Here is a 16,945-nt window from a genome sequence, read left to right as displayed (position 1 = left end):
TAATTGTTTTAATTTTACGCAATAAATAATTTTATAACAAATTATGGTAAACTACAATCAAGCTGCGAAAACGATTTCGTTAGAGGAATACGGGATAAAAAATGCCGATGTAAAGTATCAACTTTCTCCAGAACAACTTCATGCTATTACGGTTGAAAAAGGACTGGGTTTAGAAGCTTCATCCGGAGCTTTAGCAGTTAATACTGGTGAGTTTACTGGTCGATCTCCTAAAGACCGATTTATTGTTAAAGACGATATAACACAAGACCGTATTTGGTGGGGAGATATTAATATTCCATTTAGTACTGATAAATTTGATGTATTATATAATAAGGTGGTTGACTATTTGTCTAATAAAGAGGTTTTTGTAAGAGATAGTTATGCCTGTGCAGACGAAGATTATAAATTAAATATTCGCGTTATTAATGAGTACCCCTGGAGCAATCAATTTGCTTATAATATGTTTTTGCGACCTACAGACGATGAGTTAAAAGATTTCACCCCAGAGTGGACAGTGGTTAACGCACCTGGTTTTATGGCAAACCCTGAAGAAGATGGTACGCGCCAACATAATTTTGCCATTTTAAACTTTTCTAAAAAGATAGCTCTAATTGGAGGTACCGGATATACCGGAGAAATTAAAAAAGGCATTTTTTCTGCTCTTAATTTTATACTTCCAGTATTTAAAAATACATTGCCAATGCATTGCAGTGCTAATGTAGGTAAGGATGGAGATACAGCTATTTTCTTTGGGTTATCTGGTACGGGGAAAACAACCTTATCAACAGACCCGAACAGAAGCTTAATTGGAGATGATGAACACGGTTGGACTGCCGGAAATTCTGTATTTAATTTTGAAGGCGGATGTTATGCTAAGGTTATTAATCTTTCGAGAGATAATGAACCAGAAATATATGATGCTATTAAAAAAGGAGCTATTCTAGAAAATGTTATTTTAGATGCAGGCGGACATGTAGATTTTGAAGATATTTCTATTACCCAAAATACAAGGGTTAGTTATCCAATTGAACATATTGAAAATATTCAAATACCTTCAATAGGCAAAAACCCAAAGAACATTTTCTTTTTAACGGCCGATGCTTTTGGAGTATTACCTCCAATATCTAAGTTAACACCTAGTCAAGCAGCCTATCATTTTATTTCTGGATATACAGCAAAAGTAGCAGGAACAGAAGCCGGTGTTGTAGAACCGCAACCGTCTTTTTCAGCATGTTTTGGTGCGCCTTTTATGCCTTTACACCCAGCTAAATATGCCGAAATGCTAAGTAAAAAAATGACAGATTCGGGAGTTAATGTGTGGTTGGTAAATACTGGTTGGACTGGCGGCCCCTATGGTATAGGTACAAGAATGAAATTAAAATATACCCGAGCTATGATTAATGCTGTCTTAAACGGCGATTTAGGGTTGTATAATTATGATGATTACCATATACACTCTGTTTTTGGTGTAGCACAACCTAGAGAATGCCCGGGAGTGCCAACAAGTGTTTTAAGCCCGAGAGCAACTTGGGGAGATGATGAAAAATATTATAAAACAGCGTTTAAATTGACTAATGCGTTTCGTGAGAACTTTAAAAAGTTTGAAGCACATTGTAACGAAGAGATCAGACGTGGAGGTCCGCAACGTTATGCATTTTAATAAACTAAGCGTCTAAAGAGACGGGACATTAAATAAAATAAAAAAGGGATGATTTTTTAAATCGTCCCTTTTTCTTTATAAGAATAATTGGTTTATTTTCCTTTATTAACTTTATCAATATATTTCTGTAAAGCCATAGTCATTGATGGCGTTTCGGGTGTTGGTGCAGCAATATCTACTCGCAACCCTTTTTCTTCTACAGCTTTTATTGTAGTATTTCCAAAAACAGCAATTCGCGTATCGTTTTGTTTGAAATCTGGGAAATTCTGAAATAAAGATTCTATTCCAGAAGGGCTAAAAAATACTAAAACATCATAATACACATCAGCTAAATCAGATAAATCGCTAACTACGGTTTTATAAAAAGTGGCTTGTTTCCAATTAACACCTAATGCGTCTAAAGTAGCAGGAACTTCTGGTTTTACTTTATCTGTGTTAGGTAATAAGAAAGTTTCTTCTTTATATTTCTTAATTAATGGCGATAATTCTGAAAACGTACGTTTACCAACATAAATTTTACGTTTTCTATATACCACATACTTTTGAAGATAGAAGGCAACCGCCTCAGACTGACAAAAATATTTCATAGTATCTGGTACCTTAAATCGCATCTCTTCTGCAATCCTGAAAAAATGATCTACAGCATTTCTGCTAGTTAAAATAATCGCCGTGTAATTATTTAAATCAACCTTTTGTTGTCTAATATCTTTTGCAGAGACACCTTCAACATGAATAAAAGGTCTGAAATCTATTTTTACCTTTTGCTTTTCTTGTAAATCAAAGTAGGGTGAATTCTCTATTTTAGGTTCTGGTTGAGATACTAAAATTGTCTTTACTTTCATACGTGTAAGTAGTTTGTTCTGTCTAATTATTGGTAAAAAAACACCTTGTATAAAATAATATAAGGTGAGATTTCGAGAGCGCAAAGATACAAAATAAAATAAAAATAATTATGTTTTATTAAACTTTGATGTGTTTTAAAAGAAGTAATAAGGCCAATAATATAAACAATTAACAATAAAACAACTATTATGTATATAATTGGTAAAGACGGTTTAAAACTAAATAGCAGTAGCGTATTTATAGGAAGCAATAAAACACCTAAGTAGTTTTTATAACTAATTTTCTGAAATAGGTATTGATCTATTTGATTATCAATTTCGAAAAGGCTACCAAGAAGGCGTTCAATAAGAACCTTTATTAAAATGAAAACACCAATGCTAAAAGCCAGTTTAAACATGGCATCTGCTGAAAAAGGTATATTATCTGTCGTGTATTGGTAAGCGATAAAGATAAAAAGAGATAAAGAAAGAATTAAATTGCCAAATAATAAGGCATCAAATTTATCTAAAAACTTTTGCTCTCTAGAGTAAATTTTAAGGTATTTAGAATTCCCTAAAACATATATAAAGTCTTCAAAACGTCTTGGAGAAGTCAATTTTGCGATAGCTACAATAAGGAACCCTGCAACTAATAAAATTGTGTATAACTCATTTGAAATAGTCTCCCGAAACATGCTATAAAATTATTATAATTATTAACATTATGCTTATAATTATTAAGGAATATTTAAAAAAAATAAAAGGTTATTAGTGTACATTTGCTAAAAATAAAAAAGATCTTTAATAAAGTTAGAGAATGAAAGATACAATTGTTATCATTCCAACATATAATGAGATAGAAAATATTGAAGCTATTATAAAAGCTGTGTTTTCTCAATCTGATAGTATTCACCTCCTTATTGTTGATGATAATTCACCAGATTTAACAGCTTTAAAGGTAAAAGAACTTCAAACTGATTTTCCTGATAGATTATTTTTAGAAACACGAAAAGAAAAATCGGGATTGGGAACAGCCTATATTTATGGTTTTAAATGGTGTTTAGATAAGACCTATAAATATATTTTTGAAATGGATGCAGATTTCTCGCATAACCCAAAAGATTTAATAAAACTATATAATGCATGTCATTTAGATGGTGCAGATTTATCTATAGGTTCCAGATATGTAACAGGTGTAAATGTTGTTAATTGGCCAATGAGCCGTGTGCTTATGTCTTATTGTGCATCAAAATATGTGCGTATTATTACAGGTATGAAAGTTCACGACACAACAGCTGGTTATGTTTGTTATAAGCGACAAGTACTTGAGACAATAAATTTAGATGCTATAAAATTTATTGGTTACGCGTTTCAAATTGAAATGAAATTTAAAGCCTATTTAAAGCAGTTTAAGATTATTGAAGTACCAGTTATTTTTACCGATAGAACAAAAGGAGAATCAAAACTAAGTTCAAGTATCATTTCTGAAGCTATTTTTGGAGTTATTTCCATGAAATTAAAAAGTCTTTTTAAAAAATAAAAGTTATATGAAGTCGACACTTATTAAGAATGCAAATATTGTAAACGAAGGCGTTATCTTTAATGGAGATGTGTTAATTGAAGGTGAATATATTAAAGAGATAAGCGATTCGATAAGTGTGAAATCCAACGATGTCCTTGTTGTAGATGCAGAAGGGAAATATTTATTGCCGGGGGCTATAGACGATCAGGTTCACTTTAGAGAGCCGGGGTTAACGCATAAAGCAAATATAGAAACAGAGTCTAAAGCAGCTATAGCTGGTGGGATCACTTCTTTTATAGAAATGCCAAACACCAATCCACAAACGACAACTATTGAAAAGTTAGAAGAGAAATTTGATATTGCTTCGAAAACATCATCTGCTAATTATTCGTTTATGTTTGGCGGAACCAATGATAATTTAGATGAAATTTTAAAATTAGATATAAACCAAGCTGCTGGGTTAAAATTGTTTTTAGGTTCTTCAACAGGTAACATGTTGGTTGATGATTTAGACGTATTGGAGAAAATTTTCAGAAACACCAATATGCTTATTTCTGTTCATTGTGAAGATGAAACAACCATAAAAAAGAATTTTCAAGAGCATTTAGAAAAGTTTGGAGACGATATCCCTATTAAATACCACCCCATTATAAGAAGCGAAGAAGCGTGTTATATATCATCTTCTAAAGCTATAGAATTAGCGAAAAAAACAGGTGCAAGACTACACGTATTTCACCTTTCAACAGGAAAAGAAACAAATTTGTTTAGCAATGAAATTCCTTTAAAGGACAAAAGAATTACAGCAGAGGTTTGTATACATCATTTGTGGTTTAGTGACGAAGATTATGATAAAAAAGGCACTTTTATAAAATGGAATCCAGCGGTAAAAAATAAAGATGACAGAGCACAATTATGGAAAGCTTTGTTAGACGACAGAATAGATGTTATAGCCACCGACCATGCGCCACATACTTTAGAGGAAAAAGAAAACGTTTATACTAAAGCACCATCTGGAGGTCCGTTGGTACAACATGCCTTACCAGCGCTATTAGAAATGTATCATAAAGGTAGAATTTCTATAGAAAAGGTGGTTGAAAAAATGTGCCATAATCCAGCAATTTTATTTCAAATTGCGAGAAGGGGTTTTATTAAAGAAGGTTATTTTGCAGATTTGGTGTTAGTAGATTTAAATAACCCATGGACTGTAAATAAAGATAATATTTTATATAAGTGTGGGTGGTCTCCTTTTGAAGGTGTAACCTTTAAATCTAGAATTACACATACATTTTTAAACGGTAGTTTAGTGTATCAAAATTCTAAATTCAATAATGTAAAAGCAGCCAAACGATTAACTTTTAATAGATGATTTTAAGACGATTTACAATATATTTAAGTGTTATTATACTTGTTTCTGCATGTTATAGTATAGATAAGCCAAAGAAACCCGATAATTTAATATCCAAGGAGAAAATGGTCGATATCTTAATTGATGCTAAATTAATAGCCTCTGCAAATTCTAAGAACAGAAAAGTAATGGAAAATCGTGGTGTTAAATTGAACACGTATGTTTTTACCAAGCACAATATAGATAGCCTACAGTTTGCCCTGAGCAATGAATATTATGCCTTTTATATAAAGGATTACGAAGAGATTTATGCTAAGGTTAAAGATAGTTTAGAGTTCCTTAATGTGAAGTTTAAGGAAGAAGAGGAGAAAATAAGAATAGAAGATTCTCTTAAATTGGTATCTAAGAAAAAAGACTCCTTAAATTTATTAAAAATTAAAGATTCTTTAAAAGTACTTGGAATAAAGGATTCATTAACAGAGATACCGGTACAAAAAACACTTAAAGAAGAAAACCGTTTAATTTCACCTATTTCTTCAGATAAAAATCGCCAATAGTATCAATAGTTTTGTCAATAGGTTTAAACTTGTAATTTAAAACAGATTTAATTTTATTGCTATTATATTTTGTTTCTGTAGATAGCGATCTAGCAATATGTTTTGTTAATTGTCTTCGTTTACCCGTTAATTTAGTTTTTAGCCAATCTAGTTTCCAAACTAATTTTAATAACCAACTACTAGCCAGTTTTTCTGGAGGTTTTGCATGAACCGATTTAGCTAAAGCTTGTAAAAACTGTTTGTAAGTCCAATTTTCTGCAACTAATACAAAGCGCTCATTTAAAATATCGCTTTTTATAAGTGTTATCATAATAGAAACCACATCTTCAATAGCAATAAGGGGAATGGTACCAGAGGTGTAATATTTAAAACCCTTATGTGCTTTTTTAAAGAAACTTCCGGTGCCATAACGCCAAATACCGGCACCTAAAATAACACCGGGATTAACAATTACAACATTAAGACCTTCTTGTGTAGCACGCCAAACCTCCATTTCTGCACCATACTTTGTAATAGCATAAACACTATTATCGTCTTCTGGGTTCCAGATAGTATCTTCTGTAATGTCTTCATTATTAATGGCGTTTCCTAAAGTTGCTACAGAACTTACATAGCAAAGTTTATTAACAGCATTAGATAAACAGAGATTTACAATATTTGCAGTTCCTTCAATATTTGTTTTCCGTAGTATTTGATATTTATCTGGTTCGAAAGAGACGAATGCAGCACAATGATATACATGAGTAATCCCTATAAAAGCTTCAGATAAAGCAGGAATATCCAAAAGATCTGCCTTTACCCATTCAATAGTTTTAAAAAGAGACTCGTAGTTAGAAGTGTAAGTAGCGAAAACAGATTTTACGTTGGCAAGTTTTTTTTCTGCTCTGTAAATAGCTCTAACTTTCTCGTTACTGCTAACGAGTTTGTAAAGTAAATGAGAGCCAACTAAGCCCGTACTTCCTGTAACTAAAATCATGTAACGAAAGTAATAAAATATTTAAGAGTATTTAGGTGTAATTAACAGCTAAATAAATGTCTTGTTTGAGTGTCAAGGAGAACTTATTAAGCTACCGATTTATAAAATATCCCGATTTTAGTTTATGTTGATAAGAATTGAAGTGCTCTATGAGACAACTTTTAGCATCTAATGCTTTTTAAACCATATATTTTCGAGTAAAGAATTATTCATAATACCTAAGTAATTATACATTGATTTTTATCTTTGCCATAGTTTTGTAAAAAATAAATAATAATGATAAAGAATTTTGTTGAAGAGTTAACATGGAGAGGTATGATACATACCGTAATGCCCGGAGCTGAAGCACATTTAATGGATAGTATGCGCAGTGCTTATGTGGGTTTTGACCCAACAGCCGATTCTTTACATATTGGAAATTTGGTGCCAATTATGCTTTTGGCACATTATCAACGTTGTGGACACAAACCGGTGGCATTAGTTGGAGGAGCCACAGGAATGATTGGCGATCCGTCAGGAAAATCGAACGAACGCAATTTGTTAGATGAAAAAACATTGCGCCATAACCAAGATGCCATTAAAAATCAATTATCACATTTTTTAGATTTTGAGAGCGATGCCCAAAACGCAGCGGTTTTAGTGAATAATTATGATTGGATGAAAGACTTTTCATTTCTTGAATTTATTCGCGATGTTGGTAAGCATATTACTGTAAACTATATGATGGCAAAAGATTCTGTAAAAAATAGAATTTCATCAGAGTCGTCTGAAGGGATGAGCTTTACTGAGTTTACATATCAACTCGTTCAAGGATACGATTTTCTTCATTTATATAAAGAAAGTGATTGCTCCATACAAATGGGAGGAAGCGACCAGTGGGGTAATATTACAACAGGAACTGAATTAATTAGAAGAATTGCCAACGGAAAAGGGTATGCTATAACCTGCCCATTAATTACAAAGTCTGATGGTTCTAAATTTGGAAAATCCGAAGGAGGTAATGTATGGTTAGATGCCAATAGAACATCACCATATAAATTCTATCAATATTGGTTAGATACTAGTGATGAAGATGCCGAAAAGTATATTAAGATTTTTACTTTTTTGAGTAAAGAGGAGGTAAATAGCATAATTAATGAACATAAATTAGATGAAGGCCGAAAAATTCTTCAAAAGAAAATAGCTGAAGAAATAACTAAGATGGTTCATTCTGAGGAAGATTTACAGTTTGCAATTGAAGCTTCAAATATTTTATTTAGTAAAGATTCAACAAAAGATGTTTTCGAAAAATATGATGATGAAACTTTAAATGATATTTTTAATGGAGTTCCTCAAGCTGAAATTTCTAAATCTGAAATAGAAGGAAATGGTTTGGACATGATTGGAGCGTTATCTGCAAAAACTAATTTTTTAAAATCTAACGGAGAAGCAAGAAGAGCACTTAAAGAAAACTCTATTTCTGTAAATAAAGAGAAAGTAAAGGACGATTATAAAATAAGCAATAAAGACTTAATAAATAATAAGTTTGTTTTGTTGCAGCGCGGAAAGAAAAACTATTTTGTTTTACGCATCAAATAAAAATTGCCTTTTTGATTTTTCAAAAAGGCAATTTTGCTAAAAGAATAAGTGTTTATCTTAATTACTGTATTGGGGTATCACTAATATAATTTGTAGAAAAATTAGTCCAATTATATTTATTTTTTAAGTATTGTGCAGGGTTTTTACAAAGCACACCATTTTCCCATCCCCAAGGAGTACTAGCTTTATTACTTCCGCTGCCATTATCACCTACAAGAGCTGTACCAGTTACAGTTAAAGGGTTGTTGCGTTGAAGCCATAACGTACTTTCTAAAGCAAGTAAATTATAATGTACGGTTTGAGGTAAATTATGAGAATCTTTGTCTGGCGTTACAGCTGGAGCTCCATCATAATAATACTCGATGTACGAACCGTCCATGTCTGATGAACCGTTCATTTTTCTAATACCATGTCCTTTGGCTTCAATAAAGAACTTAGAAGTATTAGTGTTAGATATTATTAATAACTCACTATTAGTATAATCGTAAATATCCGAATGCCAAATAGTCTGAGCATTTATAATACTACCAAAACTACCATTAGTGTTTCTTTCTGCTGTTATTAATACAGCCTCCATATCGTTTTCATGAGAATCTAGAGAACATAAAAATAAGATATCTGTCCAATCTCTAGGATGGTACACACTATACAAAATGAAAAAATGTGTTGCTGTGTAAGTTACATAATAGTAAACATAAGGTTTTAGTTGTCCGGAATTTCTACCAGAAACCATGTTGTCCCAGTTGTTAGAAGTGTTCCAGTCACCATCGTAATCGACCGCTGCTATCCAATCTGCAGAACCACTTTTAGATTGGTTACTACATGGACCATCGGTAGTATCGACATCCTGGAAAAATTGAGGAGCATACTCTTGGGCAATAGCTTCATCGGTGTACGTAACCGTAGCCACGCTTTGCGTTACTTTTGAAGCTTTAGCTTCTTCTTTTGTTGTAGTTGTTGCGGTAATTTCAGAATTTTCTATGCTATCTATACTACAAGAAAATAGTACTAAAACGATAGATGTTAATAGAAAAAAGCTGGTAAAATGTGTTGTTTTAGTTTTCATAATAAATTTAGTTTATATTAAAGTAAACTTAGAATTTCAGCATAAATATTTCGTTACAGGAAAGTAAATAAAATGTTATTTTTACTACAGAAAGATTTTTTAAATCAATTATTTATGCACATTTAAAGTTGAAGATCTACCCTTTATTACGGGTTTCTGGTCTATGAATGTAGTTACTATAGATAGTATGAAATAAAATTTACTTTTAACGGATGAAAACTTTTCTAAAAGGGATTATTGCTCGAAGAAATATAAAGGGATAAAAGCGTTTACTAATTGGTGATAGTCTTCCTAAAAAAACAAAACCCTGATTTTAAAATCAGGGTTTTGTCTTAACCAAACCAAACAATTAACAAATTAAATTTTTCTTTTTCTTAGCTGGTTATTTCGTCGTATCTGTTTTAAATAACTTACAGGAAAATTATTTTTTTTAAAAAGTTTAATTTTTCTATGTACTAAATAAGGTTAAAGTACCATCAAATTACATCCGCGAATATCTGAATTATCAAAGCGCCCAATAATTTCGAATGTGCCATTATTATTAATACGACCTAAATCTTGAGTAGCAATAAAAGAGCAGGAATTTATGTTGGCAAGATCAATAACATTTATTCCTCCGGTTTTACCCGATGATAGTATGGAAAGCGGATCTTCGGTGTCACGTATTAATATTTGCATCCAGTTAGGGTAATTAAAGATACCGTGTCCTTTAGAATAGCCTTGGCTTAAAAGCTCGGTCATACCATATTCACTATGTATTGCATTTACTCCAAAGCCTGTTTTTAATGTTGTATGTAGTGCTTCCCTAATAAGTTCTTTTCTCCGTCCTTTCATACCACCAGTTTCCATTATAATCGTATTATTTAAATTAAATTGATGAGCTTCAACCAGATCTAATAAGGCAAAAGACACACCTATTAATAATATTTTTTTTCCACGAGAGTCCAATGTTATTAATGTGTCTTTCAATTCGGAATAGTTATCTAAATAAAACCCACTTTCAGCATGTTTTGATTGTTTAATCATGGTGTCTACCATATATATTAAAGAAGAACCTTCACGCTCTAAATAAGAAGGTAATAAAGCCAGAATGGCATAGTCTTCAACATTTCCGTAGAATTGCTGAAACCCTTTACTAAAACTTTTATTATAAATATCTAAATCTGTTACATGATGTTTACTTGTTATACTACCAGTAGTACCAGAACTTGAGAAAGTAGTTTTAATGGTGTCTTTAGTACTTAGTATTTTATGAGATTTAAAGAATTGAATAGGTAAAAAAGGAATATCTTCTATAGCCTTTATGTCACTAGGATGTTTATATAATAAATCACAAAAAGAACGATAAACAGAATTGTTTTCAAATTGAAATTTAAAAATTTGCATCGCTAAATCTTCAAACTCGGTTTGATTATTAATGTTGAAAACAGAATTAATATCAATCATAATTATGAAAACAAAAATATGTAAAATAAAAAAACGCTACCATTGGTAACGCTTTTAAAATTTATGAATTGTTGTGATATTATTATTTAATCACTAATTTTCTAGTTTCGCTAATGTCGTTTTCAGTAATCTTTAAAATATAGACTCCTTTACTTAAATTAGAAATGTTTACTTGTTTGCCAGTTAAAATGATAGAATAAACCCGTTTCCCTAAAACATTAAAGAATTCAATCTTCTTAGTTAAATTACGTTTAGACGTTAAATATATAAAGGTTTTACCTTTATTAACAGGGTTGGGATATATAGACAAACCTTCTATATTTTGTTGTACAGAATCCCCATTAACATTACTTTGTGCAAACCCATGCTGAGTTATCGCAAATGTTAAGGTTAAAAATAAAACAAACAAGTAGTTTTTTTTCATACGTTCTGTTTAACGTTATAAAGGTAATAAATCATTGCAAAAGTGATGCCAAAAAAGTGTTAAAGATTTAGTTATTTTGTCGAAAGTTTAAATTACTGTAACTTGGTTGTTACGTTAATGTTATTAATTTGTGAGTATCCATAAAACCGTATTATTAGTTTTATCTTTACTTTAAGAAATAAATATAATTTATTATTATAAGTATGAAAAAGAATGATATTAAGATATTATTAGTTGATGATGAGCCGGATATTTTAGAGATCGTTGGATATAATTTATCGAGTGAAGGTTACCAGGTTATTACTGCCGAGAATGGATATGAAGGTGTAAAAAAAGCTAAAAAGGAACTTCCACAATTAATTATTCTAGATGTAATGATGCCTGAGATGGACGGTATCGAAGCTTGTGAATTGATTCGAAAAAATTCTGACTTAAAGAATTGTATTATTACTTTTTTAACAGCAAGAGGAGAAGACTATTCTCAGGTTGCAGGTTTTGACGCTGGTGCAGATGATTATATAACTAAGCCAATAAAACCAAAAGTTTTAGTTAGTAAAGTAAAAGCGCTTTTAAGACGCTTTAAAGAAGAGGATGCCTCCAATACGGTTAAAATAGGGAGTTTAGTAATAAATAGAGATGAGTATAAGATTATTTCAAAAGGTGAAGAAATTATTTTACCAAGAAAAGAATTTGAATTACTATCTTTACTTGCATCAAAACCAGGAAAAGTTTTTAAAAGAGATGAAATTCTTGATGCCGTTTGGGGTAATGAAGTTGTTGTAGGAGGTAGAACAATCGATGTACATATTCGTAAGTTAAGAGAAAAATTAGGAGATAATAGTTTTAAAACTATAAAAGGAGTAGGCTACAAGTTTGTAGAATAATGCAAGCAAAATTTAAAAGATCATATAGGTTTTCAATAAAAACATCACTTTATATAGCATTATACACAACACTCTTAGTGAGTGTTTTTTTATACTATTTATATGAGTTTAGGTGGTTTTACGTGCTTGCTTTTTTAGTAAGCGTTTATATCTTTTCTTTTGTAATAATTCAATTTAGTGTAGAACGATTTATATATAAACGTGTTAAAAAAATATACGATGATTTAACACTTTTAGAATCTGCTAGCTTAAGTAAAGGACCTATTACTACAGATATGCGAACACTTACTCAGGAGATTGATAAGTTTGCGCGAGATAAAAAGATCGAAATAGAAACTTTAAAAGTTCGAGAAAAGTATAGAAAAGAGTTTTTGGGGAATGTCTCTCATGAACTTAAAACACCATTATTTACAGTACAAGGATACATTCTTACATTGTTAGATGGTGCCATGGACGATAAAAGAATACAAAAAAAGTATTTAGAAAGAGCCAGTAAAGGTGTTGAACGATTAGGCTATATTATTAAGGATTTAGATATGATAACCAAATTAGAAGTTGGTGATTTAAGTTTAAATATAGAAGAATTTGATATTGTAGAATTAGTTAAAAATGTATTCGAAATGCTGGAAATTAAAGCTAGCAAAAAGAGAATCACACTTACTTTCGATACTGACTATAACAATCCAGTGCTGGTTAAGGCAGATAAAGAACGAATTCAGCAAGTATTAGCAAACTTAATTGTTAACTCCTTAAAATATGGTAGAGATAAAGGAACTACCGAAATTAGTATTGAAAATTTAATAAAAAACAAGGTTATTATTCGCGTTACAGATAATGGAGAAGGTATAGAAAAAAGCCACCTTCCTCGGTTGTTTGAACGTTTTTATAGAGTTAATAAAAGTGGATCTCGTAAAGAAGGAGGATCAGGTTTAGGGCTTTCTATAGTAAAACATATCATAGAAGCACACAACGAAAAAATATATGTAGAAAGTGAATTTGGTGTTGGGAGTGAGTTTTCATTCACACTCGAAAAGGTTGAATAGCTTCTTAAAATTCACATGACTATCAAAAGATTTTAATCCTTTAAAAGAAGAAATACTTTTTAATTTATCTAATGAAAAGTCTTCTTGACTGCAACTTGGCACCAATTCTAAATCTGTTAGTCTTTTCGCTAAATATTCCTGTTCAAACTGTCCGGGTGTAGGTATAAAAAATGCTTTTTTATTAAGTTTTGCTAAATCCATAATAGTGGTGTAGCCAGATCGAGATATAATTAACGCACTTTCATTAATAGTTTTTTCCAGTAAATTAGAAGTCATAAAATTATAAACCGTCATATTTCCTATAATCTGTATTGTTTGCTCTTTTTCCATAATGCCTTTAACAAAAAACACGTTTCCTTTGTAGTTTTTTAATTCCAAAAAAAGTTTTTTTTCAAGGAGTGTACGCTGTGGTTCTGGTCCAGAAATCAATACCATTAAATCAGTCTTAATCTCCAAACGTTTGTTTTCAAACCTACTTAAAGGACCAATATATTCTGTAGGTATTTCAAAATTATTACGATGCCCAAGTTTTCCACTTAAATTTATATCTCCTTCGGTATCAGGAACCCAGCACACATTAAACTTTTTTATGATTTTTTGATGCATTTTTGTGCTTAACCATGTGGTGCTCCCTGTTAAAACATTTAATTGATGAGTTATAAAGACAGATGGTACTTTTTTACTATAAACGCCCAATCGGTTATCGGAGATAATACCTTTAATGTTATGGGTTTCCACAATAAGCTTCGTTGCTTTTTTTTCAGCCTTAATGGCTTTAAGAAGCTTAGGCGAATCCTTAATCATTTTTAATTTAAAATGCGCTCTCTTTTTAGCATAGGTAACATTGTAAGAAGGCAATTCTATTGATGAAAGTTTAGGGAATTCCTTCTGTAAAAGTGTTAAAGCAACTCCATCGCTAGCAATAATGGGTTCAAACCCATGTTTTATTAACTCGTAAATAATGGGGATGCTTCTTGTGGCATGCCCTAAGCCCCAGTTTAAAGGTGCAACTAAAATCCGTTTTTTCATAAATAGTTTATAGCGTGCCTTTTGTGTTTAAAAGTCGAGGTTTTAGCAACATCTTTTTTAATTTAGAGTATTAACTAATTAAAAAAGAATCTTGCGATAATACCACACGCAAATTTTCAGTAAAAACAAAGATAAGCATATAAACACTCTCGTATATTTCCTTAATTTTACCAAAATCTTAAATAATAGTGGGAAGCAAAAATAAACTCAGACGATTTAAAGAAAACGAGACTTTTTCAAATGTGTTTCAACCATCTAGAAATGAATTGGTTAGTGGTGAGTATGAGCTGGAAGGTTGTTGGAGAACATCGGTATTTAAAAATAAAAACCCATTAGTATTGGAGCTAGGTTGTGGAAAAGGAGAATACTCTGTAGCATTAGCAAAAAAATATCCCGATAAAAACTTTATAGGAATAGATATTAAAGGGGCACGTTTTTGGAGAGGAGCCAAAACAGCCATTGAAGAAGATATTCCAAATGTTGCTTTTTTAAGAACTCAAATCGAGTTAATAGATTATGCTTTTGCAGAAAATGAAGTAGACGAAATATGGATTACCTTTCCAGATCCGCAAATAAAATACAAGCGTACTAAACATAGAATGACTAATGAGACATTTTTAAAACGCTATAAAAAAATACTAAAAGCAGAAGGGGTTGTTAACCTAAAAACCGATAGTGAATTCATGCATGGGTATACTCTTGGTTTATTACACGGTGCAGGACATGAGGTGCTTTATGCGAACCATAATGTGTATAAACAAGAAGGGAGTCCAGAAGAAGTTACTAGTATTCAAACGTTTTACGAATCGCAATATTTAGAACAAAACAAACCAATTACGTATATTCGATTCAAAATTAAGCATTAGTGAACATAACTTTTATCTTCGTTTTAGGATTATTTATAGCTTTAATAGGAGTTATTCCCCCAGGACTGTTAAATATGACAGCGGCTAAAATAAGTTTAAAAGAAGGGTATGCACGAGGCATTACGTTTTCTATAGGTGTTTGTGTTGTTGTGGTACTTCAAACTTATGCAGCTACTGTTTTTGCAAGATATTTAAGTAAACATATAGAAGTTGTGGACATTCTACAACGGGTTGCGTTTGTAATTTTTATACTAATAACGGTCTATTTTTTACTTATAGCAAAATCAAAACCTAAGCAACAAATAGAGCCACAAATACGTAGTAAGCATAGTCGGTTTTTTCAAGGTATGTTCCTCTCGGCTATTAATGTGTTCCCGATTCCTTACCAGGCATATATGACTATTACACTGGCATCTTTTGGGTGGATGGCCTTTGACCAAATTAGTGTTATATCTTATGTGGCAGGAGCAGCTATGGGGACTTTCGTGATGTTATACATGTATATTTTCTTTTTCGATAAAATAAAAGGGAAATCATTTACATCTCAAAAAGGTATGAATTATGTTATTGGAGGTATTACAGGTATTATTTCAATTATCACACTAATCAATATCATTAAAGAACTGTAGATTATGAAACCGGAAACCCTAAATTTCTTCGATAAAGTTTACGAGGTTGCCAAACAAATCCCTTATGGCAGAGTGACTAGTTATGGCGCTATTTCTAACTACTTAGGAGCAGCAAGGAGTGCGCGTATGGTAGGCTATGCCATGAATGGTTCTGGAGGTAAAGATGTTCCTGCACATCGCGTTGTAAATAGAAAGGGCTTATTAACAGGTAAACACCATTTTGATGGCACGAATTTAATGCAACAATTATTGGAAAGCGAAGGAGTTAAGGTTATAGATAACCAAATACAGGATTTAGATACTGTTTTTTGGGATCCTAACGAAATTCTATAAACGATGTTTATACTTTTAACTTGTTTTAAAGTTAGGTTTAATAATATAAGGGTTGTTCTTTTTTGTTGATAAGTTTAAAATTTTAGAGAGAAGATCTGTTTCATTTTTAAAAAGAGATTCCTTTAAAATAAGCATTTCTTGCTCCATAGCTTCTCTTATTTGTTTTTTGAGCTTATCAGTAAACGATAGATTAAATAACTTTTTATATAAAAAAGTATGATTAGATAGCGTGATTTTTCCGTCACTTACACAAATAGATATTTTGTTTTTATCGTCTATCAAAAAATATTCATCAGAAATAGGAGAAATCAATTTTTTTATAGATTCATCATTGGAATAATTGGATACTATATCAATAATAAATTTAGCATCTTCTTTTATGGCCTTTTTCTTAAATGTAAACATCTTTTTTTGTTTAAACTTGATTCATACAAATCAAGAAGGTTATACTCTTTAGAAACAACAGTAATGCCAAAGTCACGTAAGTTTCTTATTTTCAATATTTTAACGTGAATAAGTGCATTTTAACCAATAAATATTAAATTATTAGTTGAAAAGAATCGAAATGAGAGTTAATACTTACATGTGTAAATTTTTCAAGAATTTAATAATAAATAAGTAGCGTTTTTATTGGTCTCAAATGGAGTTAAAACTATGTACTTTAGTGCATGTCGCTTTCAGCTTCTAAAAACTTTTGACACGAATTTCACGAATTCACACGAATTCAGTTTTACCATATTTCACGAAGCAGACTTTCAGTCTGCCA

The 16,945-nt window shown here is 31.3% G+C and carries 18 protein-coding genes; 10 read left to right on the top strand and 8 right to left on the bottom strand.

Annotated elements, in window-relative coordinates; all coding sequences use genetic code 11:
- Positions 1-43: 43 nt before the first annotated feature.
- Positions 44-1,660 (top strand): phosphoenolpyruvate carboxykinase (ATP), encoded by a 1,617-nt coding sequence (pckA, locus tag Q4Q35_RS12675; RefSeq protein ID WP_303278355.1) that lies wholly within the window; start codon positions 44-46, stop codon positions 1,658-1,660.
- Positions 1,661-1,752: 92 nt separating this feature from the next.
- On the opposite strand, the gene Q4Q35_RS12670 is transcribed toward pckA, so the two are convergent.
- Both Q4Q35_RS12670 and Q4Q35_RS12665 read right to left on the bottom strand, forming a co-directional pair.
- A complete protein-coding gene (locus tag Q4Q35_RS12670; protein WP_303278354.1) occupies positions 1,753-2,502 on the bottom strand; it encodes a uroporphyrinogen-III synthase in 750 nt (249 codons plus the stop codon).
- 26 nt (positions 2,503-2,528) lie between these two features.
- The gene (locus tag Q4Q35_RS12665) at positions 2,529-3,176 is read right to left on the bottom strand and encodes a DUF4271 domain-containing protein (protein ID WP_303278353.1); all 648 of its coding nucleotides are present in this window, start codon (positions 3,174-3,176) and stop codon (positions 2,529-2,531) included.
- Between the two features lie 122 nt (positions 3,177-3,298).
- Here Q4Q35_RS12665 and Q4Q35_RS12660 point away from each other — a divergent pair, with 122 nt between their 5' ends.
- Genes Q4Q35_RS12660 through Q4Q35_RS12650 form a run of 3 tightly spaced genes read left to right on the top strand, consistent with a single transcriptional unit; the run spans position 3,299 to position 5,905 of the window.
- Positions 3,299-4,021, top strand: coding sequence for a polyprenol monophosphomannose synthase (locus Q4Q35_RS12660; protein WP_303278352.1), 723 nt, complete (start codon positions 3,299-3,301; stop codon positions 4,019-4,021).
- 7 nt (positions 4,022-4,028) lie between these two features.
- A complete protein-coding gene (locus tag Q4Q35_RS12655) occupies positions 4,029-5,369 on the top strand; it encodes a dihydroorotase (protein WP_303278351.1) in 1,341 nt (446 codons plus the stop codon).
- Positions 5,366-5,905, top strand: coding sequence for a DUF4296 domain-containing protein (locus tag Q4Q35_RS12650; RefSeq protein ID WP_303278350.1), 540 nt, complete (start codon positions 5,366-5,368; stop codon positions 5,903-5,905). The genes Q4Q35_RS12655 and Q4Q35_RS12650 overlap by 4 nt, the downstream gene beginning before the upstream one ends.
- On the opposite strand, the gene Q4Q35_RS12645 is transcribed toward Q4Q35_RS12650, so the two are convergent.
- Positions 5,877-6,881, bottom strand: a complete 1,005-nt coding sequence (locus Q4Q35_RS12645) for an NAD-dependent epimerase/dehydratase family protein (RefSeq protein ID WP_303278349.1) — start codon at positions 6,879-6,881, stop codon at positions 5,877-5,879. The two genes, Q4Q35_RS12650 and Q4Q35_RS12645, sit on opposite strands and share 29 nt — an antisense overlap.
- A 276-nt stretch (positions 6,882-7,157) precedes the next feature.
- Here Q4Q35_RS12645 and tyrS point away from each other — a divergent pair, with 276 nt between their 5' ends.
- A complete protein-coding gene (gene tyrS / locus Q4Q35_RS12640) occupies positions 7,158-8,459 on the top strand; it encodes a tyrosine--tRNA ligase (RefSeq protein WP_303278348.1) in 1,302 nt (433 codons plus the stop codon).
- A gap of 61 nt (positions 8,460-8,520) precedes the next feature.
- On the opposite strand, the gene Q4Q35_RS12635 is transcribed toward tyrS, so the two are convergent.
- The 3 genes from Q4Q35_RS12635 to Q4Q35_RS12625 form a co-directional block, all read right to left on the bottom strand.
- Positions 8,521-9,525 (bottom strand): hypothetical protein, encoded by a 1,005-nt coding sequence (locus Q4Q35_RS12635; RefSeq protein ID WP_303278346.1) that lies wholly within the window; start codon positions 9,523-9,525, stop codon positions 8,521-8,523.
- Between the two features lie 465 nt (positions 9,526-9,990).
- Positions 9,991-10,971: a LuxE/PaaK family acyltransferase gene (locus Q4Q35_RS12630; protein WP_303278345.1), complete on the bottom strand. Its 981-nt coding sequence runs from the start codon at positions 10,969-10,971 to the stop codon at positions 9,991-9,993.
- 82 nt (positions 10,972-11,053) lie between these two features.
- The gene (locus tag Q4Q35_RS12625; protein ID WP_303278344.1) at positions 11,054-11,395 is read right to left on the bottom strand and encodes a T9SS type A sorting domain-containing protein; all 342 of its coding nucleotides are present in this window, start codon (positions 11,393-11,395) and stop codon (positions 11,054-11,056) included.
- A 203-nt stretch (positions 11,396-11,598) separates the two neighbouring features.
- Here Q4Q35_RS12625 and Q4Q35_RS12620 point away from each other — a divergent pair, with 203 nt between their 5' ends.
- Complete coding sequence (locus Q4Q35_RS12620) at positions 11,599-12,279, top strand: response regulator transcription factor (protein WP_303278343.1); 681 nt, start codon at positions 11,599-11,601, stop codon at positions 12,277-12,279.
- A complete protein-coding gene (locus tag Q4Q35_RS12615; RefSeq protein ID WP_303278342.1) occupies positions 12,279-13,322 on the top strand; it encodes a sensor histidine kinase in 1,044 nt (347 codons plus the stop codon). The genes Q4Q35_RS12620 and Q4Q35_RS12615 overlap by 1 nt, the downstream gene beginning before the upstream one ends.
- Here the strand turns inward: Q4Q35_RS12615 and Q4Q35_RS12610 are convergent.
- Positions 13,296-14,351: a glycosyltransferase gene (locus tag Q4Q35_RS12610; protein ID WP_303278341.1), complete on the bottom strand. Its 1,056-nt coding sequence runs from the start codon at positions 14,349-14,351 to the stop codon at positions 13,296-13,298. The two genes, Q4Q35_RS12615 and Q4Q35_RS12610, sit on opposite strands and share 27 nt — an antisense overlap.
- A 188-nt stretch (positions 14,352-14,539) precedes the next feature.
- Here Q4Q35_RS12610 and trmB point away from each other — a divergent pair, with 188 nt between their 5' ends.
- Genes trmB through Q4Q35_RS12595 form a run of 3 tightly spaced genes read left to right on the top strand, consistent with a single transcriptional unit; the run spans position 14,540 to position 16,179 of the window.
- Complete coding sequence (gene trmB, locus Q4Q35_RS12605; RefSeq protein ID WP_303278340.1) at positions 14,540-15,217, top strand: tRNA (guanosine(46)-N7)-methyltransferase TrmB; 678 nt, start codon at positions 14,540-14,542, stop codon at positions 15,215-15,217.
- The gene (locus Q4Q35_RS12600) at positions 15,217-15,846 is read left to right on the top strand and encodes a LysE family transporter (protein WP_303278339.1); all 630 of its coding nucleotides are present in this window, start codon (positions 15,217-15,219) and stop codon (positions 15,844-15,846) included. The genes trmB and Q4Q35_RS12600 overlap by 1 nt, the downstream gene beginning before the upstream one ends.
- A 3-nt stretch (positions 15,847-15,849) precedes the next feature.
- Complete coding sequence (locus Q4Q35_RS12595) at positions 15,850-16,179, top strand: MGMT family protein (RefSeq protein WP_303278338.1); 330 nt, start codon at positions 15,850-15,852, stop codon at positions 16,177-16,179.
- A gap of 15 nt (positions 16,180-16,194) precedes the next feature.
- Here Q4Q35_RS12595 and Q4Q35_RS12590 read toward each other — a convergent pair whose 3' ends face one another.
- Positions 16,195-16,584, bottom strand: a complete 390-nt coding sequence (locus Q4Q35_RS12590; RefSeq protein ID WP_303278337.1) for a hypothetical protein — start codon at positions 16,582-16,584, stop codon at positions 16,195-16,197.
- Positions 16,585-16,945: the final 361 nt, after the last annotated feature.

The organism is Flavivirga aquimarina, from assembly GCF_030540835.1.
In the GTDB taxonomy this organism is placed as follows: domain Bacteria; phylum Bacteroidota; class Bacteroidia; order Flavobacteriales; family Flavobacteriaceae; genus Flavivirga; species Flavivirga aquimarina.
Note: the sequence above shows the minus strand (reverse complement) of the source record. Positions and strands in the feature narration are given on the sequence as shown.

Excerpts from the sequence above, each read along its gene's own strand:
- Q4Q35_RS12645 (WP_303278349.1), bottom strand. The coding sequence starts at position 6,881 with ATGATTTTAGTTACAGGAAGTACGGGCTTAGTTGGCTCTCATTTACTT.
- Q4Q35_RS12625 (WP_303278344.1), bottom strand. The coding sequence starts at position 11,395 with ATGAAAAAAAACTACTTGTTTGTTTTATTTTTAACCTTAACATTTGCG.
- Q4Q35_RS12650 (WP_303278350.1), top strand. The coding sequence starts at position 5,366 with ATGATTTTAAGACGATTTACAATATATTTAAGTGTTATTATACTTGTT.
- Q4Q35_RS12630 (WP_303278345.1), bottom strand. The coding sequence starts at position 10,971 with ATGATTGATATTAATTCTGTTTTCAACATTAATAATCAAACCGAGTTT.
- pckA (WP_303278355.1), top strand. The coding sequence starts at position 44 with ATGGTAAACTACAATCAAGCTGCGAAAACGATTTCGTTAGAGGAATAC.
- Q4Q35_RS12610 (WP_303278341.1), bottom strand. The coding sequence starts at position 14,351 with ATGAAAAAACGGATTTTAGTTGCACCTTTAAACTGGGGCTTAGGGCAT.
- Q4Q35_RS12670 (WP_303278354.1), bottom strand. The coding sequence starts at position 2,502 with ATGAAAGTAAAGACAATTTTAGTATCTCAACCAGAACCTAAAATAGAG.
- Q4Q35_RS12665 (WP_303278353.1), bottom strand. The coding sequence starts at position 3,176 with ATGTTTCGGGAGACTATTTCAAATGAGTTATACACAATTTTATTAGTT.
- tyrS (WP_303278348.1), top strand. The coding sequence starts at position 7,158 with ATGATAAAGAATTTTGTTGAAGAGTTAACATGGAGAGGTATGATACAT.
- Q4Q35_RS12655 (WP_303278351.1), top strand. The coding sequence starts at position 4,029 with ATGAAGTCGACACTTATTAAGAATGCAAATATTGTAAACGAAGGCGTT.
- Q4Q35_RS12620 (WP_303278343.1), top strand. The coding sequence starts at position 11,599 with ATGAAAAAGAATGATATTAAGATATTATTAGTTGATGATGAGCCGGAT.
- Q4Q35_RS12660 (WP_303278352.1), top strand. The coding sequence starts at position 3,299 with ATGAAAGATACAATTGTTATCATTCCAACATATAATGAGATAGAAAAT.
- Q4Q35_RS12635 (WP_303278346.1), bottom strand. The coding sequence starts at position 9,525 with ATGAAAACTAAAACAACACATTTTACCAGCTTTTTTCTATTAACATCT.
- Q4Q35_RS12615 (WP_303278342.1), top strand. The coding sequence starts at position 12,279 with ATGCAAGCAAAATTTAAAAGATCATATAGGTTTTCAATAAAAACATCA.
- Q4Q35_RS12595 (WP_303278338.1), top strand. The coding sequence starts at position 15,850 with ATGAAACCGGAAACCCTAAATTTCTTCGATAAAGTTTACGAGGTTGCC.
- Q4Q35_RS12590 (WP_303278337.1), bottom strand. The coding sequence starts at position 16,584 with ATGTTTACATTTAAGAAAAAGGCCATAAAAGAAGATGCTAAATTTATT.